This window comes from Cellulomonas fimi, from assembly GCF_028527925.1.
Classification (GTDB): domain Bacteria; phylum Actinomycetota; class Actinomycetes; order Actinomycetales; family Cellulomonadaceae; genus Cellulomonas; species Cellulomonas fimi_C.
On record NZ_JAPESW010000003.1, the window covers coordinates 189,515 to 206,854 of the forward strand.

Consider the following 17,340-nt stretch of genomic DNA (forward strand, 5'->3'; position numbering starts at 1 on the left):
CGGTCCGGCGGGCCGCCGGGAGCCGGGCGGGGACGGCTCGCGAGCCGGACGACCGGGCACGACGGCCCGACGCCTGGTTCGCTACCGGGATGGCTCCCCCGCTCACCTCCCCGTCCGACGCCTGGAGCGTCGAGTGCCGCGGCGTGCTCTTCGACGTCGACGGCACGCTCGTCGACTCGGCGGACGCGATCCGCTCGGCGTGGCGCTGGCTCGCGGAGACGATCGGGATCGACCCGGAGCCCATCGTCGCGGCGTCGGTCGCCGCCCGCGCGCAGGACCTGGTCGACCGGTTCGTGCCGCCGGACTTGCAGGCGCGCGCGCTCGACCTGTCCCGTGAGGCCGGTCTCGCCGCCGCGGCCTCGGTCGTCGCGCTGCCCGGTGCCGCCGCGCTGCTCGACGCCCTACCGACGACGGCGTGGGGCTGCGTGACGTCGGGCCGTGAGCAGATCGTCACGACCCGGCTGCGCGCGGCGGGGCTGCCGATCCCGTCGGTGTTCGTGACGTCGGAGGACGTGTCCCGCGGCAAGCCCGACCCCGAGCCGTACCTGCGCGGTGCGGCCGTCCTGGACCTCGACCCCGCGGACTGCCTCGCGTTCGAGGACACGACGGACGGCGTCGCGTCGGCGCGCGGGGCGGGCATGCCCGTCGTCGCGGTGGTGGGGACGTTCGAGGCCGATGCGCTGGCCGCGGCGGGTGCGACGTCGCTCGTGCACGACCTGCGCTGCCTGTCGGTCGACGCCACCGACGGCCTCCTCCGGGTGACCGCCCGATGACGCGCGGCTCGCTGCCGTCGTCCCGGAGCGGGCGCCCGACGACCCGCCGCACGCTGCCCGCGCCCGGCCGGCTGTCGCGCGGACCGCTCGGCGCCCGCGGCACGGTGCCCACGGCACGGCGTGTCGCGACGCTCGGGCCGTGGCGCGCGTCGGACGCCGAGGCGCTGGCCGCGGCCGTGGCCGAGAGCCCGGACCTCGTGCTGCAGCTGGGCGGCGGCGCGGTGCCGAGCGTCGACGACGCGCGCGACCTCATCGAGAGCCAGCTCGTGCAGTCGGCGGACCCGACGTGGGCCTTCGCGGTGCGCGTCGACGGGCGCGCGGTCGGGCACGTCGCGCTCGCGCACGTCGAGCACCGGCACGCGACGGCGTGGGTGTCCTACTGGCTCACGGCGAGCGAGCGGGGTCGTGGGCTCGCGACGCGGGCGGTCGCGTCGGTCGCGCGGTTCGCGTTCGACGACCTCGGGCTGTTCCGGCTCGAGCTCGGGCACCGGGTGAACAACCCCGCGTCGTGCCGCGTCGCGACGGGTGCCGGGTTCGCGCCGGAGGGCGTCGAGCGCGCGAAGCTGCGGTACGGCGACGAGCGCTTCGACGTCGAGACGCACGCGCGGCTGGCGTCCGACCCCGACCCGGGTGTGGCGCTCCTCACGCTGAACGCGGGGTGAACAGGCACCGACGCCGATTGCACTGAGTGCAACGGTGCACTTAGTGTCGCAAGCGTGACCATCGGACGACGCGCCGCGCTGCGGGAGAAGCACCACCGCGCGATCGTCGACGCCGCCGCGGCCCTCATGCAGGAGACGGGCGGCACGGCCTTCACCGTCGACGAGCTCGCGCACCGCGCGGACGTCTCGCGCCGCACCGTCTTCAACCACTTCGAGTCGCTCGACGAGATCGTCATCACCGTCTGCAGCGACATCCTCGGCACGGTCGTCGACACCTTCGAGTCGCACACCGCACCCGACGCCGACGCGACGATGTTCGACGAGCTCGCGCACGCGCTGCGGTCGACCGACCTCGTCACCCCCATCGCCTACCTGACCCGCGTGCTCGGCAAGGACTCCGACGACGAGCTCACCCCGCGCCACGCCGCCCTCATCGGGCGCGCGTTCACCGAGGTCAGCGGCCGCATGTCCGCCGAGCTCCTGCGCCGCCACCACGACGCCGACGAGCTCGACGTGCGCCTGCTCGTCGGGTCGCTCATGAGCGGCGCGCTCGTCCTGCACGGCTACTGGCACCAGGCCACCGGCGGCGCGGACGACGCCCGCTCCCGCCAGGTCTGGGCCGACCTCGTCGAACGTCTCCTCGCCGCCGCCCGCACGGGCTACGGCGCGGCGACCGGCACCCCGACGGGCACCCCGTCCGACACCCCGACGGGCACCCCGCCCGGCGCCCCCACGCCGATCTCGCACTGACCGACCGGCACCGCACCGACATCCGTCCGACCGGAGAGACCCACCATGGCTGAGCTCCTGTACCGCCTCGGGCGTGCCTCGGCGCGCCACGCGCGCGCCGTCGTCGCCGGCTGGTTCGCCGTCCTCGTCGTCGTCGGCGTCACGTTCGTCGCCTTCGGCGGCACGCTCGCGAGCGCGTTCACGATCCCCGACACCCCGACCGCCGAGGTCACCGACCAGCTCCAGCGCGAGCTGCCGTCCGCCGCGGGCGGCACGGGCACGGTCGTCGTCTCGACCGAGGACGGGTCCGCGTTCACCGACGAGCAGAAGGCCGCGATCGTCGACCGCATCGACGCCGCGCGCGACGTCGACGGTGTCCGTGACGTCGTGGACCCGTTCGCGACGCAGGCCGACCTCGAGGAGCAGCGCCAGCAGCTCGACGACGGCCGCGCGCAGCTCGAGCAGGGCCGCGCGCAGCTCGACGCGGGTCAGGAGCAGCTCGACGCGGGCAAGGCGCAGCTCGACGCCGCACAGCAGCAGCTCGACGCGGGCCGCGCGCAGCTCGAGGCCGCGGCGCAGCAGGCGGCTGGCGCCGGTCCGGTCGCGCAGGCGCAGGTCGCGGCCCAGCAGGCGCAGCTCGACGCGCAGCAGGCGCAGCTCGACGCGCAGCTCGCCGTCGTGACCGAGCAGCAGGCGACGATCGACGCGGGCCGCGAGGAGCTCGAGGCGTCGGAGCCGCAGCTCGAGGCGGGCTCGACGCTGCTCGACATGGCCTCCGAGATCCGCCTGGTGTCGTCCGACGGCAGCGCCGTCGTGGTCCCGGTGTCGTTCACCGAGGCGTCGATGAACCTGGCCGACTCGACCAAGGAGGGCCTGCTCGCCGCGTTCGACGAGCCGATCGACGGCGTCCAGGTCGACTACTCGTCCGAGATCTCGGGCGGCGTGCCGGAGCTGCTCGGCGTCGGCGAGGTCATCGGCGTCGTCGTCGCGGGCGTCGTGCTCGTCGTCATGCTCGGCACGTTCCTCGCCGCAGGCCTGCCGATCCTCCAGGCGCTGCTCGGCGTCGGCATCGGCGCGCTCGGCGCGATGTCCCTGTCGGGCGTCGTCGACATGGTGTCGGTGACCCCGATCCTCGGCGTCATGCTCGGCCTCGCCGTCGGCATCGACTACGCGCTGTTCATCGTCAACCGGCACCGCCGCCAGCTCAAGCAGGGCTACGACGTGCACGAGTCCATCGGGCTCGCGAACGGGACGTCGGGGAACGCCGTCGTCTTCGCCGGGTCGACCGTGCTCATCGCGCTGCTCGCGCTCAACATCACCGGCATCCCGTTCCTGGGCCTCATGGGCACCGTCGGCGCGTTCTCGGTGCTCGTCGCCGTGCTCATCGCGATCACCATGACGCCCGCGCTGCTGTCGATGCTCGGCACGCGTGTCCTCAACCGCCGCGAGCGCGCGGCGTTCGCCGCCGCCGGCTCGGGCACGGGCGACGTCGTCGTGGCCGCGCCGACCAAGCCGCTGCGCCCCATGACGACGTGGAAGGCCATGCTGGGCGCCCTGCTCAGCGTCGGTGCGCTCGTCGTCGTCGCGCTGCCCGCCGCCGAGCTGCGGCTCGGCCTGCCCGACGGGTCGTCCGAGCCGCACGACTCCACGCAGTACCGCGCTTACTCGACGATCGACGAGCGGTTCGGCGAGGGCCAGAACGGCACGCTCGTCGTCGTCGCGACGCTCCCCGAGGCGCCCGGCGAGGGCCAGGAGACCGTCGAGCAGGCGCGCATCGGCTCGGCGATCTTCGAGCAGGACGACGTCGTCGCCGTCGCGCCCATCGGCTCGTCCGAGGACGGCACGACGATCGCGTTCCAGGTCGTCCCGGCTGAGGGCCCGACGAGCGAGTCGACCGAGGAGCTCGTGCACACGCTGCGCGACCTGTCGGTCGACGGCGTGGACTCGATCGGCGTCGCGGGCCAGGCCAGCGGCAACATCGACGTGTCCGACACGCTCGCCGACTCCCTGCCGACGTACCTCGCGGTCGTCGTCGGGCTGTCGCTGCTGATCCTGATCGTCGTGTTCCGGTCGATCTTCGTGCCGGTCGTCGCGACGCTCGGGTTCATCCTGTCCTTCTTCGCCGCGATCGGCGGGGTCGTCGCGATCTACCAGTGGGGCTGGCTGTCCGGCGTCTTCGGCGTCGAGACGCCCGGCCCGGTGCTGAACTTCCTCCCGACGATCCTCGTCGGCATCCTGTTCGGCCTCGCGATGGACTACCAGCTGTTCCTCGGGTCCGGCATGCGCGAGGCGTACGCCCACGGCGCGCCCGCGCGGATCGCGGTCGTGCAGGGCCTGCGGGCCGGGCGGGCCGTCGTCACCGCTGCGGCGATCATCATGATCTCCGTGTTCGGCGGGTTCGTGTTCTCGCACTCGGCGATGATCCGGCCCATCGGGTTCGCCCTCGCGTTCGGTGTGCTCGTCGACGCGTTCGTCGTCCGCATGGTGCTCATCCCCGCGCTCATGCACCTCGCCGGCGACAAGGCGTGGTGGATCCCGCGCTGGCTCGACCGCCTGCTGCCGGACGTGGACGTCGAGGGTGCCGCCCTGGAGCGCCGCCACCCGCACGAGCACGAGGCCCACCTCGACCCGGAGCCGTCGCCGACCGCCTGACGCCCCACCGCCCCTCCACTCCTCGACAGCGCCGACCACAACATCACGCGCGCTTCCCGGGCTCGCAGCCGCCCTGATGTTGTGGTCGGCGCGCGTGTCGCCCGCGGGCGGCGAGCCGCGGTCGTTTGATGGGATGGGGTGCGTGAGCGAGTGGACCGTCCCCCAGCCCTCCGGACCCGACGACCCGCGTCGGGCGAACACCCCGTACGACCGTGTGCCGCCGCCGCTGCCGCCCGGGCAGGAGGCGCCCGTCAGCGGCCCGCCGACGACCGGGGCGGGTGCGTGGTGGTGGGGGCTCGGGCTGCTGCTGTGCGTGCCGATGCTGAGCAACCTGCTGGTGGTCGCCGGTGCGCTGGGCTACCGGGCCGCCGTCCGCAAGACACTGACGCCGACCGGTCACGAGGTCGTGCGTCGGGCGGTGAACTGGCACCTGAGCCAGCTGCTCTACACCGCGGTGCTGCTGGCGGTGCACGTCGTGCTGCTCATGACGTTCGCGAGCGACGAGCCCGTGCCGCTCGCGAGCCCGATCAGCACCGCGATGGGCCTGCTGGTGCTGCTGGTGATCTACGGGCTCGTGCTGTCGATCGTCGCGGCCAACCGTGCGGCGCGCGGCGACCTCACGCGCACGGTCGGCGCGATCCCGTTCGTGCGCGCCTGACGGACGGCCGTCCGCGCCGCTGACCGGGTCGAGGCACCGGCCGTCGACCGGTCGCGCGCCCTCCCCCCGGCGCGCACGCTGGACGGCAAGGAGTGGTGCGCGTGGAGTGGTTCGACGCCGAGGGCTACACCGTGGCGCGGGCGGCCGTGCAGCACGGGGTCGCCGCCGTGTACGTCGTCGCGTTCGTCGCGGTGCTGCGGCAGTTCCGCCCGCTGCTCGGTGAGCACGGTCTGCTGCCGGTGCCGTCGTTCGTCGCGCGCGTCCCGTGGCGGTCGTCGCCGAGCCTGCTGCGGCCGTACTCGGACCGGCGGCTCGTCGCGCTCGGCTGGGTCGGGCTCGCCGTCGCGGTCTCGCTCGTCGTCGGGCTCCCGCAGCGGGGGCCGTGGTGGGTCCCGATGCTCGCGTTCCTCGTCCTCTGGGCGCTCTACCTGTCGGTGGTCAACGTCGGGCAGATCTTCTACGGGTTCGGCTGGGAGTCGCTGCTGCTCGAGGCGGGGTTCCTCGTCGCGTTCCTCGGGTCCGACGGCGTCGCCCCGCCCGTCACCGTGCTGGTGCTGCTGTGGTGGCTGGTGTTCCGGCTCGAGCTCGGGGCAGGCCTCATCAAGTGGCGCGGCGACCCCGCGTGGCGGGACCTGACGGCGCTCTACTACCACCACGAGACGCCGCCGATGCCCGGGCCGCTCAGCCGCCTGTTCCACCTGCTCCCCCGCCCGCTGCACCGCGTCGAGGTCGCCGCCAACCACGTCGCGCAGCTCGTCGTGCCGTGGTTCCTGCTGGTCCCCGGACGCGTCGCGGCGGTCGCGGCGGCGGTCGTCGTCGTCACGCAGCTCTGGCTCGTGCTGTCCGGCAACTTCGCGTGGCTCAACTGGCTGACGATCGTGCTGGCCCTGTCGGCGATCGACGACGCGTCCTGGGCGGCGGTCCTGCGCCCGTTCGGCCTCGAGGTCGGCGGCAGCGCCCCGGCGCCCGACGAGCCGACCGCCTACGTCGTCGTCGCCCTCGCCGTCTCCGCGCTGTGCGTCGTGCTGTCGTGGTGGCCGCTGCGCAACCTCGTCTCGAAGCACCAGCGCATGAACGCGTCGTTCAACGTGTGGCACCTGGTCAACGCGTACGGCGCGTTCGGCACGATCACCCGGCAGCGCAGCGAGGTCGTCGTCGAGGGCACACGCGACGCCGTCCCCGGTCCGGACGCCCGCTGGGAGGAGTACGAGTTCCACGGCAAGCCCGGCGACGTGCGTCGGCTGCCGCGCCAGTTCGCGCCGTACCACCTGCGGCTCGACTGGGGCATGTGGTTCCTCGCCCTCGGGTCGTCGGCGCAGCTCCGCTGGTTCGTGCCGTTCCTGGTCAAGCTCCTGGAGGCAGACCGCCCCACGCTGCGGCTCCTGCGGCACGACCCGTTCGACGGCGAGCCGCCCCGCTGGGTCCGCGCCCGCACGTACCGCTACCGGTTCGCGCGCCCCGACGAGCGTCGCGCGACCGGCGACCGCTGGGTGCGCGAGGACACGGGCGTGATGATCGACGCACTCGACCTCGCGACGCTCGCCCGCCACCGCTGACGGCTGACCGGCCTGCCCGAAGGTCGCCCACACGGCACGATGGGCGGGCACACGGCGGACGGACGGGAGGCGCGGCGACGTGCGAGTGGTGTGGGCGACGATCTTCCTCGACCTGCCGGGAGACCGGTTCTCCGACGGGGTCACGTTCTGGCAGGCGGTCACGGCGACGCACCTGTCCACGCCGCGCGGGCCGGGCGGCGAGTTCGCGACGCTGCTGCCGCCCGACGGCGACGCGTTCCTCCGCGTCCAGCGGTTCGACGAGGGCCCGCGCGTGCACCTCGACCTGCACGTCGACGACGTGTCCGCGGCGGCAGCCGGCGCCGTCGGGCTGGGCGCGACCGAGCTGTACCGGGAGGAGCACGTCGTTCTCGCGTCGCCCGGCGGCTTCGTGTTCTGCGTCGTGCCCGACGGCGGCGAGCGGCGGCGACCCGCACCCGTCGCCGGCCCGCGCGGCGGGCGTGCGCGCGTCGACCAGCTCTGCCTCGACATCCCGGCGCCCCTCGTCGACCGCGAGCGCGCCTTCTGGTCGGCGCTCACCGGCTGGCCCGTCGCGGGCGACACGTCGCTCGAGCTCGTCGCCCTCGCGCGCCCGGACGGGATGCCCGTGCGGCTCCTGATTCAGCGGCTCGGCGAGGACGACGCGCGGACGGTGGTGACGGCGCACGTGGACGTCGCGGCGGCGGGCCCCGACCGGGACGACGTCGTCGCGGAGCACGAGGACCTCGGGGCGCAGGTCGTCGCGCGCTTCGACCAGTGGACGGTCATGCGCGACCCCGCGGGCCTGACCTACTGCCTGACGGGCCGCTCCCCCGACACGGGCGTCCGACCGGCCTGAGCGCCCGCGCGCGTCCACCGGATTTCCGTCCCCGGCCGCGCCGGCCGCGTGTGTAGCGTCGGCGCATGACTGCCGCTCCCACGCGCTTCCCCACCGACGCCGACGCCTGGCCGGCCTTCCTCGCGGAGACCGTCGACGCGTCCCTCGACACGGCCCGCGCCCACCTGGCGACCCTCAAGGACGGCACCCCGCGGACGACCGCGGACGTGCTCGCCCTGTGGGACCGCAGCGACCTCGCGCTGGGCCGCGCGTCGGCCGCGGCGCACCTGCTCGCCGAGGTCCACCCCGACGCCGACCTGCGGTCCGCCGCGGAGGAGCGCGCACAGGCCGCGGAGGACCTCGCGACGTCGCGCGGCCTCGACCGTGAGCTGTGGGAGGTCCTGGCTGCGACGACGGAGGACGGGCTCGACGACGACGCCCGCCGTCTGCGCGAGCACGTGCTGCGCGACTTCCGCCGGGCCGGTGTGGACCAGTCCGACGAGCAGCGCGCGAAGCTCAAGGCGCTCGCGGAGCGGTGCACCGAGCTCGGGCTCGAGTTCGCCCGCAACATCCGCGAGGGCACGCGCCGCATCCACGTCCGCCCGGAGCAGCTCGACGGCCTGCCCGACGACTTCCGCGCCGAGCACCCCGCAGGCGACGACGGCCTCGTCACGCTGACGACGGACTACCCCGACCTCATCCCGGTCCGGACGTACGCGCGCGACGCGTCGGTGCGCGCGGCCCTCACCTCGGAGTACCTGCGCACCGCGTGGCCCGAGAACGGCCCGGTGCTCGCGGAGCTGCTGCGGCTGCGCGACGAGCGCGCCCACCTGCTGGGGTACGCGGACTGGCCGAGCTACGACGCCGAGGTCAAGATGATCGGCTCGGGCGCCGCGATCCGGGACTTCGTCGACCGCCTCGACGGCCTCACGGCGGACCGCGCCCGCGACGACGTCGACGTGCTGCTCACCCGGTTCCGCGCCGACGACCCGTCCGCCGCCGCCGTGACCCCCGCCGACAGCCTCTACTACGACCAGGTCGTGCGCCGCGAGCAGTACGACGTCGACGCGCAGGAGGTGCGCCGCTACTTCCGCTACCCGCAGGTCCGCGACGGCGTGGTCGGCACGGTCAGCCGGCTGCTGGGCCTGACGTTCGTGCCGGTCGAGGCGCCGACGTGGCACCCCGACGTGGACGTGCTCGACGTCGAGTCGGACGGCGAGCGCATCGGCCGGGTCTACCTCGACATGCACCCGCGCCCGGGCAAGTTCAACCACGCCGCGCAGTTCCCGCTCGTGCCCGGCGTCGTGGGCGAGCACCTGCCGGAGGGCGTGCTGGTCTGCAACTTCCCGACGGGCACGATGGAGCACGACGACGTCGTGACGTTCTTCCACGAGTTCGGGCACCTGGTACACGAGATCGTCGGCGGCGCGCAGCGGTGGGCCGCGTTCACGGGCGTCGCGACCGAGTGGGACTTCGTCGAGGCGCCCAGCCAGCTGCTCGAGGAGTGGGCGTGGGACCCGGGCGTGCTGCGCACGTTCGCGACGGACGACGCGGGCGAGCCGATCCCGACCGACCTCGTCGAGCGGATGCGCCGGGCCGACGCGTTCGGGCGCGGGGCGTGGACGCGTCGGCAGCTCAACTTCACGGCGCTGTCGTACGGCCTGCACGCGGCACCGCCCGCGGACCTCGATGCGTACACGGCCGAGATCGACGCGCGCTTCGGGCCGTACGCGGCGCTGCCGGACACGCACCAGGTCACCGGCTTCGGGCACCTCGAGGGCTACGGGCCGGCGTACTACACGTACCTCTGGAGCCTCGTCATCGCGAAGGACCTGCGGACGGCCTTCGGCGACGACCTCATGAACCTCGAGGTCGGGCGCCGCTACCGGGACGCGATCCTCGCCCCTGGCGGCACCGCCGACGCCGCGGACCTCGTCGAGCGGTTCCTGGGACGCGCGACGTCCTTCGACGCGTTCGAGACCTGGCTCGCGACGCGTCCCTGACGTCCGCCCGCACGGGAGCCGGGGCCGCCGCCGCGCCGGTCAGGACGGCGGCGACCCCGGCGGTCGTGCGGCGCGCTCAGGGCGTGGTGCCGAACGTGCCCCACCGCTGCGGCCGACGGCCGTCGACGAGCGCGGGGAACCACGGCGTCTCGCCGACGGCCTGCTGGTGCGCGGTCAGCGCCATCGCGGCGGCGGCACGGCCGACCCCGTCGATCCCGCCGGACCGCGTGAAGCCGACCTGGCGGCCGCGCGCGTCGCGGTCGACCAGACGCGTGATGGTGACGACGGACCCGTCGGCGAGCTCGACCGCGCGGCTGCGCCCGTACCCGGGCCGGATGCCGACACCCTGCACGACCGTCGCGCCGTCGAGCGCCGCCTCGAGCCGCCGCAGGTCGCGCGCCGCGAGCGGCCGCAGCGCGAGCCACGTCGCGACCGTGCCGGCCGGGACCGCGACGGCGCAGCCCGTCAGCCACACGGCCACCACGGCCAGCGCCGCCGTCACGGACGAGCCCCGGGCGACGACGTCCAGGGCGGCCGTCGCCGGAGCGGCGTGCACCACCCCGCTCCCGGCGGCGCCCACTGCGAGCGCGGGGACCACGGCGAGCGACGTCGAGGCCACCACGACCACGCGCATGACCCGCGGGCCGAGCGCCGCGTGCAGCCGTCGGCGACCGTGGCGGGCTCCGCGCGCGACCGGCGTCGCGACGACCTCGGGCGCGACGACGCGCGCGACGGGGACGACGGCGAGCGGGGAGGGCGCGACGGCGACGGGCACGGCGCGCACGCTATCGGCGCCGATATGCCCGACTTGAGGGTTCGACGTCCGATTCGCCCGACCGGAGCAACATGCGCGTCGGGCCGGGACCTCGTCGGACGACGACCGCGCTGGTCAGGGGCCCGTCCATAGTCAGGCGACGTCACCCGACGGTGTGGTGGCAGCGACGGCTCAGGAGAGCCCGAGCACGCGTCCCAGGCCGGCGGTGACAGCGAGGCCGACGACGGTCCACGCGAGCATGCTGCCGCCGAGGTAGGCGACGAAGCGCCACCGGTGCGCCGCGGTGCCCTCGAAGCGCGGGGCGGGCGCCCAGCGGACGGTGTCGACCAGCGCGCGGACGCGCTGGCCGATCGGCTCGTCGTGGCGGGCGGTGACGGGGCCGGGCAGGGTGTCGGTGGCCATCGGGACGCTCCTCGTGAGTGCGCGGGGCGTCGCACGGACGCCCGGGGATTCGGGGTCGCCGGGGTCACCGGCTCGATCATCGTCTCACCATGTGGATGCGCTCGGCCTGGGCCGAAAGGGCCATCTTCGTCACACCCGGACGCGTGTCCAGGCACCTCGTCGTGCCGGCGCGGCCGGTCGCGGGTCACGGTCCGGCGACGAACCGGAGGATTGCGGGCGAACCGTCACAACCGGGCGGTACCAGGCAGTAGGTTGTGCGGCCGTGGCCGTCACCCTCCAGTACATCGCCGAGCGCCCGACACCCCTCGACCCCGAGGAGCAGTCACGGGTCACCCGCCTCGTCGAGCAGGGGAACTCCGGCGCCCCGGACGGCGCCCCGCGACTCGTGCCCGACGCCGACCTGCCCGAGGCCGTCGTGCTGCGCGGCCGGACCGAGCTCCCGGTGCACCCGCTGCACGCGCTGACCGCGCTGCTGCACTGGTGCTCGACGCTGACCGAGCTGCGCCGCGCCGTGCCCGACGCGTGGTGGTCGGTGCGCCTCGACCGCGAGCAGGTGCCGTGGGACGACGCGACGGGGTACGCCGTGCCGGGGATGGACGACCCGGAGCTGCTCGCAGCGCTCCGCTGACGCGGCGCTCGCACGCGGTCGGTCCGCGTGCGGCGTCGATCCGAGGAGGACCGGACACGACGTCGGGCGCCCGTCCCGCGAGCCCGCAGCAGGCCGTCGTCGGCTGACCCGCGGGCCACGTCCGCGGGACGCGACCCGGTTGGGAGCGTGACGGTACGCCGGGCTACCGTGCTCGCCGTGTCGTCGCGGATCGTCGAGTCCGTCGTCCCGCACAGGCTCGGCGCCGGGTTCCGGTGGCTGCTCGCCTCGTCGTGGACGACGAACCTCGGCGACGGCATCGTCCTCGCGGCCGGTCCCCTGCTCGTCGCGTCCCGGACCGACGACGCGTTCCTCGTGGCGCTCGCCGCGCTCCTCCAGTGGCTGCCGCCGCTCCTGTTCGGCCTCTGGGCGGGCGCGCTGACCGACCGGCTCGACCGCCGCCGCCTCGTCGTCACCGTCGACTCCGTCCGGGCCGTCGCCCTCGCGCTGCTCGCCACCGCCGTCGCCGTCGACGCCGCCCCCATCGTCCTCGTCCTCGTCGCGATGTTCCTGCTCGGCACCGCCGAGACGTTCGCGGACAACGCGTCGTCGACGCTCGTGCCGATGCTGGTCCGGCGCGGCGACCTGGCCCTCGCGAACTCCCGCATCCAGGCCGGGTTCGTCACCGTCAACCAGCTCGTCGGCCCGCCGCTCGGCGCCGCGCTGTTCGCGGCCGGGCAGGCGGTCCCGTTCGCCGCGGACGCGCTGCTCGTCGCCGCCGGCGCGGTCATGGTGTCGCGGCTCCGCGTCGCGCCCGTGCACACCGAGCGCAAGGCGACGCACATCCGGCACGACATCGCCGAGGGCGTGCGCTGGGTCCTGCACCACGCCGCCGTGCGCACGCTCGTCCTGACGATCCTCATCTTCAACGTGACGTTCGGCGCCGCGTGGGCGGTGCTCGTCCTGTACGCCCAGCAGCGGCTCGGGCTCGGGGCCGTCGGGTTCGGGCTCGTGACGACCGTGCAGGCCGTGGGCGGGCTCGTCGGGACGTTCTCCTACGGCTGGTTGACGGCCCGGATCAGCCTCGCGAACCTCATGCGCATCGGCCTGGTCATCGAGACGCTCACGCACCTCGCGCTCGCGCTCACCACGACCGCCTGGTTCGCGATGGTCGTGTTCTTCGTGTTCGGCGCGCACGCGTTCGTCTGGGGCACGACGTCCGTGACGATCCGGCAGCGGGCCGTGCCGACCGCGCTCCAGGGGCGCGTCGCGAGCGTCAACCTGGTCGGCGTGTTCGGCGGGCTCGTCGTCGGCGCCGGGGTCGGCGGGGTGCTCGCGCAGCACTACGGCGTGACGGCGCCGTTCTGGTTCGCGTTCGTCGGGTCGGCGCTGTTCGTCGTCCTCATCTGGTCGCAGCTGCGCCACGTCGCGCACGCCGACGAGCAGGACGCTCCCGAGCCGGAGTGACACCCCGAGCAGGACGGGCCCGCAGGTCGCGCAGCGCGACCACGCCCGTGACGGCCCGCGGCGACAGCACGACGACGCCCAGCAGCAGGGCCTCCCAGAACGCCCACGTCGACGGCCCGTGCACGACCACCGACTCGACGACCCAGCGCAGCATGAACCACGTCGAGGGCAGGAACACCGCGACGAAGAACGCCGCCGCGAGCGCGTACCCCGTCACGTGCACCCAGCGGTACCAGCGCGCGACCGCCAGGTCCCGCGCGGGTGCGGCCGCGAGCGCCGCCGCCTGCTCCGGGGTCAGCCGGCGGACCGCGCGCCGCAGCAGCAGGCGGGTCGTGCGGTCGAGCGACGTGCAGCCGAGCAGGGCCGTCATCACCGCGTAGACGTCGGACCGCAGGAACACGAACAGCTGCACGACGATGGCCGTGAGCTCGATCATGACGACCGCCGCGAGGAACGCGTCGGGGCCGACGCCCGCGACGCGCAGGGTGAGCGCCGCGCACAGCACGAACGCGTCGAAGCCCATCCCGGCCAGCAGCGGCCCGACGCGGCGACGCGGCGGCAGCGCCCACAGGCCCGTCAGGTTCGTCTCGAACGTGAGGAAGTACGTCCGGCGGGTCACACGGAGGCGTGCCGGGACGCCGAGCGCGGCCGCCGCCAGGACGTGCGCGAGCTCGTGCACGCCGGCCAGTACGTACGTCACGACGACGACCGCGGCGATGCTCTGCGCCGGGCTGGCCAGGAAGAACAGGTCGAGCGCGTCGGGGCGGACGCGCGGGACGGCGGCGACGAGGACGATCGACGCGAGCGCTGCGAGCGCGGCGAGGACGCCCGCCGCGCGGCCGAACAGCCACGGCAGCCGGACCCGCGGGGCGACGGCCCAGCCCGTGCCGGCCGGCCCGGCGTGCTCGGGGGCCGGTGCCGCGACCGCGGACTCGTCGACCGCCGCGACGAATCCGAGCAGGACGAGCGAGCGCGCGAACGACACGACGTCGACGGGCTCGGGCGCGTCGGGCGGGGTCACCGCACGCTCCACGTCGGCGACCGACCGGCCCGCGGCGAGCAGGGCCAGCGCCTGCGCACCGACCGCCGGCAGCGCCACGAAGCGGCCCGTCGCGGGGTGGCCGACGACGACGCGGTCGCCCTGCGGAGTCGTCGTGAGGTCGTGCAGGCGCAGGACCGAGGACGGGGTCACGAGGTCGGCGTCGGAAACCGAGGTGGTGACCGCGGGCGTCGTCATCGCACTCCTCAGGCCGCGCGTGCGGCGACGCGGGCGGGAGCCGTCGCGCACACCGGGCAGTCGGGGTCGGCTGGCCAGGGGTCCGTGCGGGTCGCGCAGTCGCCACCGAAGTCGAGGAGCTGGTAGCGGCCGGCCGCCGCCGGTGGGGTCAGGCCGGTGAGGTACCGCATCGCCTCGAGCGCAACCAGCCCGCCGAGCACCTGCGCGACCGGCCCGATCCCCCGGTTGCGGTGCTCCTGCCGCAGCACGAGGGGCCACTCCATCGCGACCCGGTCGACGCCCTCGGCGAGCCGCTCACGGTGCCGCACCAGGCACTCCTGACAGGCGCTGACGCCGGGGTCGACCGACCAGTACAGGCCCTGCGTGTAGGCGAGCCCGCCGCGCACGAGCGGCACGCCCGCGGCGACGCACGCGCCGTTGACCCAGCGGTCGATCTCGGCGGGGTCGTCGATCGCGTGCACCACCAGGTCGGGACGGACGCGTCGCAGCAGGTCCGCGACGTCCTCCTCGGAGTCGACGCGCCGGCGCTCGGCCGTGACGCGCAGCGACGGGTCGAACGCGCGCAGCCAGTCGGCCACCCGCTCGGCCTTCGGCTGCCCGACCTCCGCCTCCGTGTACGTGAACTGGCGCGCGAAGTTGCGGAGCTCGACCAGGTCCTGGTCGACGACCGTCAGCGTGCCGACGCCCAGCCCCGCGAGGCTCATGAGCGCGGCCGACCCGAGGCCGCCCGCACCCAGGACGAGCACGTGCGCGTCGCGCAGGCGGCGCTGCGGCTGCTCGCGCGGGACGTCGAGCGTCGTGAACGCGTCGAACCAGAACAGGTTGCTCGCGTAGCGCTCGCGGTCGTGCGCGTCGAACGTCTCGGGGGCGGCCGCGTCCTCGAGCCAGCCGAGGCCGTCGAGCTGACGGACGACGGTCGCCACGTCGTCGTCCGAAGTGGCGAAGCCCTGGGTCCGCAGCGCGGCGGCGAGGGCCGGGACGTCACGCGTCCCGTCGAGCAGCAGCCGCAGGAGCGCGAGGACCCGGCCGTCCGGGTCGGCGACCCGCACGCGGGTCTTCGGGTCGAGGCTGACGATCAGCTCGCCGTCGTGGGCGAGGCAGGTGAGCGACTTGAGTCGGGGAACCATGACGTCCTCGTTCGGGTCCGGGGGGTGGCGGCGCGGGCCGCCGGGAGGCGTCCGGGTCACGGCTCGTGACCGCGGGACGCGGTGGTCGCTGCGCGGGGACCGTCCGGGTCCGCCGGTGTCCTCGACCGGGTGCGTCGCGCCGCGCGTCGGGCGGGCGGCGAGGCGGGGCACGTCGGGCGCGGGGGGCCGTGACGCGCGGAGGCCGGCCCGGCGGTGGGCCGGGCCGGCCTCGGTGCGTCGTCAGGCGGCGCCGTAAACGTAGGCGTCCGGGTCGAGGTGGATCCGCGTCGCGGTGATCTCCTCGACCTCCATGATCTCGATGGTCATCTGCTGTTCACCCCCCTGCTGTCGTCGTCCGGTGCGCTGCCGTACCGGGCAGCAACACCCGACCAGGAGAGGCACCCCCTGGGGTTGATACTCGCGAGTACGTTTCTCACCCGGTGCGCCGTCGACCCGGCTCGTCGACCACGCTGCGGGACGGGCCTGGTCAGGCCGCGCGGACGCGGGGACCCTGGACGCGTGCGACGACGCCCACCCGACGTCCGGCCGTCCGCGCGTCCGGCGACACCTCGGTCGGTGCGGCACGTCGTCGTGCTGGGCGCCGGGATGGCCGGGCTCCTCGCCGCGGCGGCGCTCGCCCGGCCCGGCCGGACCGTCACCGTCGTCGAGCGCGACGACCTCCCGGACACGCCGCGCCCGCGTCGCGGCGTCCCGCAGAGCCCGCAGCCGCACATCTACCTGCACCGCGGGCTCGCAGCCATCGAGGACCTCCTGCCCGGCACGCGCGCCGACCTCCTCGCCGCCGGCGCGCTGGCCATCGACACCGGGGACCTCGCCTGGCTCGCGTCGGCCGGCTGGTCCGCGCCCGTCCCGCAGCTCGACATCCTGTCCGTGAGCCGGCCCGTGTTCGAGCACGTCGTCCGCGCGCGGGTGCTGCGGCTGCCGGGCGTCGTGCTGCGGACGGCGGCGCACGTCGACGGCCTCGCGCACGCGCCCGTCGGCGGACCCGACTCGCACCCCTGGGCCGTCGAGGTCGCCGGGGACGAGCCGCTGCTCGCGGACCTCGTCGTCGACGCCACGGGACGCTCGTCGCGGCTGCCCGTCTGGCTCGAGCACCTCGGCGTCAGCCCGCCGCGCACCGACCTGCTCGACGCGCGCGTCGGGTACGCGTCGTGGGTCGTCGACCTGCCGCACGACCGCGTCGGGGTGCCGGGCATCGTCGTCCAGGCGCAGCCCGGCGCACCCGGCGGCATCGCGCTGCCCGTCGAGGGCGACCGGTGGATCGTCGGCGTCGTCGGCGCCGGCGACCTGCGACCGCCCCGTGACGCCGACGGGCTCCGCGCACTCCTCGACGCGCTGCCCGACCCGGCGATCGCCGAGCTCGCCGACGCGGGCAGCGCCGTGAGCGACGTCGCCGTCCACCGGCAGACCGGCAACCAGCGGCACCGCTACGACCTGCTGCCCGACTGGCCCGACGGCCTGCTCGCGGTCGGCGACGCGCTGTGCGCGTTCAACCCCGTGTACGGGCAGGGGGTGACCGTCGCGGCGCTCGAGGCCGTGGCGCTACGCACCGCCGACCGCCGCGGCCGGCTCGCCCGCCCCGGTGGCACGAGGGCGCTGCTGCGCCGGTTCCGGCGGCTCGCCGACCTGCCGTGGGGCATCGCGACCGGCGTCGACCGCGACTTCGTGCCGACGGCCCGGCGCGCGTCGCCCGTCGACCGGGCCATGGGCCGGTGGATCGGCGAGGTGAATCGGCTCGGGACGCACGGCGACACCCGTGCGCAGCTCGCGCTCGGCCGGCTGTACCACCTGGTCGGCTCACCGCTCGCGCTGCTGCACCCCGCCCTCGTGGCCCCCCCCCCGCCCGCCCGCCCCCCGCTCGGCGCCCCCCGGTCAGGT

The 17,340-nt window shown here is 75.2% G+C and carries 16 protein-coding genes; 11 read left to right on the plus strand and 5 right to left on the minus strand.

Annotated elements, in window-relative coordinates; all coding sequences use genetic code 11:
• Positions 1 to 89 precede the first annotated feature (89 nt).
• The 8 genes from OMK64_RS02900 to OMK64_RS02935 all read left to right on the plus strand — a co-directional run bounded on the left by OMK64_RS02900 (position 90) and on the right by OMK64_RS02935 (position 9,847).
• The gene (locus OMK64_RS02900) at positions 90 to 773 is read left to right on the plus strand and encodes an HAD-IA family hydrolase (protein ID WP_272726471.1); all 684 of its coding nucleotides are present in this window, start codon (positions 90 to 92) and stop codon (positions 771 to 773) included.
• Positions 770 to 1,435: a GNAT family N-acetyltransferase gene (locus OMK64_RS02905; RefSeq protein WP_272726472.1), complete on the plus strand. Its 666-nt coding sequence runs from the start codon at positions 770 to 772 to the stop codon at positions 1,433 to 1,435. Before OMK64_RS02900 ends, OMK64_RS02905 begins: the two co-directional genes overlap by 4 nt.
• Positions 1,436 to 1,489: 54 nt before the next feature.
• Entirely contained in the window at positions 1,490 to 2,185 is a 696-nt protein-coding gene (locus tag OMK64_RS02910) for a TetR/AcrR family transcriptional regulator (protein WP_272726473.1), read from the plus strand.
• 45 nt (positions 2,186 to 2,230) lie between these two features.
• Positions 2,231 to 4,816, plus strand: coding sequence for an MMPL family transporter (locus OMK64_RS02915; RefSeq protein ID WP_272726474.1), 2,586 nt, complete (start codon positions 2,231 to 2,233; stop codon positions 4,814 to 4,816).
• A 142-nt stretch (positions 4,817 to 4,958) separates the two neighbouring features.
• Positions 4,959 to 5,474 (plus strand): magnetosome magnetite crystal formation protein family, encoded by a 516-nt coding sequence (locus OMK64_RS02920; protein WP_272726475.1) that lies wholly within the window; start codon positions 4,959 to 4,961, stop codon positions 5,472 to 5,474.
• Between the two features lie 101 nt (positions 5,475 to 5,575).
• Complete coding sequence (locus tag OMK64_RS02925) at positions 5,576 to 7,030, plus strand: lipase maturation factor family protein (protein ID WP_272726476.1); 1,455 nt, start codon at positions 5,576 to 5,578, stop codon at positions 7,028 to 7,030.
• An 88-nt stretch (positions 7,031 to 7,118) separates the two neighbouring features.
• The gene (locus tag OMK64_RS02930) at positions 7,119 to 7,865 is read left to right on the plus strand and encodes a VOC family protein (protein ID WP_272726477.1); all 747 of its coding nucleotides are present in this window, start codon (positions 7,119 to 7,121) and stop codon (positions 7,863 to 7,865) included.
• A gap of 65 nt (positions 7,866 to 7,930) precedes the next feature.
• Positions 7,931 to 9,847 (plus strand): M3 family metallopeptidase, encoded by a 1,917-nt coding sequence (locus OMK64_RS02935; RefSeq protein ID WP_272726478.1) that lies wholly within the window; start codon positions 7,931 to 7,933, stop codon positions 9,845 to 9,847.
• 76 nt (positions 9,848 to 9,923) lie between these two features.
• On the opposite strand, the gene OMK64_RS02940 is transcribed toward OMK64_RS02935, so the two are convergent.
• Entirely contained in the window at positions 9,924 to 10,622 is a 699-nt protein-coding gene (locus tag OMK64_RS02940) for a hypothetical protein (protein WP_272726479.1), read from the minus strand.
• A gap of 171 nt (positions 10,623 to 10,793) precedes the next feature.
• A complete protein-coding gene (locus tag OMK64_RS02945) occupies positions 10,794 to 11,024 on the minus strand; it encodes a chemotaxis protein CheW (RefSeq protein WP_272726480.1) in 231 nt (76 codons plus the stop codon).
• Between the two features lie 262 nt (positions 11,025 to 11,286).
• Here OMK64_RS02945 and OMK64_RS02950 point away from each other — a divergent pair, with 262 nt between their 5' ends.
• Together OMK64_RS02950 and OMK64_RS02955 are read left to right on the plus strand one after the other, a co-directional pair.
• Positions 11,287 to 11,652 carry a hypothetical protein gene (locus tag OMK64_RS02950; protein ID WP_272726481.1) on the plus strand — a complete coding sequence of 122 codons (366 nt, stop codon included), beginning with the start codon at positions 11,287 to 11,289 and terminating at the stop codon, positions 11,650 to 11,652.
• 177 nt (positions 11,653 to 11,829) lie between these two features.
• Positions 11,830 to 13,077 carry an MFS transporter gene (locus tag OMK64_RS02955; protein ID WP_308201773.1) on the plus strand — a complete coding sequence of 416 codons (1,248 nt, stop codon included), beginning with the start codon at positions 11,830 to 11,832 and terminating at the stop codon, positions 13,075 to 13,077.
• Here OMK64_RS02955 and OMK64_RS02960 read toward each other — a convergent pair.
• The 3 genes from OMK64_RS02960 to OMK64_RS02970 all read right to left on the minus strand — a co-directional run bounded on the left by OMK64_RS02960 (position 13,013) and on the right by OMK64_RS02970 (position 15,843).
• Positions 13,013 to 14,314 (minus strand): hypothetical protein, encoded by a 1,302-nt coding sequence (locus tag OMK64_RS02960; protein WP_272726483.1) that lies wholly within the window; start codon positions 14,312 to 14,314, stop codon positions 13,013 to 13,015. The genes OMK64_RS02955 and OMK64_RS02960 overlap by 65 nt on opposite strands.
• An 8-nt stretch (positions 14,315 to 14,322) precedes the next feature.
• Complete coding sequence (locus OMK64_RS02965) at positions 14,323 to 15,441, minus strand: HesA/MoeB/ThiF family protein (RefSeq protein ID WP_272726484.1); 1,119 nt, start codon at positions 15,439 to 15,441, stop codon at positions 14,323 to 14,325.
• Between the two features lie 240 nt (positions 15,442 to 15,681).
• Positions 15,682 to 15,843, minus strand: coding sequence for a hypothetical protein (locus tag OMK64_RS02970; RefSeq protein ID WP_272726485.1), 162 nt, complete (start codon positions 15,841 to 15,843; stop codon positions 15,682 to 15,684).
• Between the two features lie 174 nt (positions 15,844 to 16,017).
• Here OMK64_RS02970 and OMK64_RS02975 point away from each other — a divergent pair.
• Positions 16,018 to 17,340, plus strand: a 1,323-nt coding sequence (locus tag OMK64_RS02975; RefSeq protein ID WP_272726486.1) for an NAD(P)/FAD-dependent oxidoreductase, incomplete at its 3' end; no start/stop codon positions are given.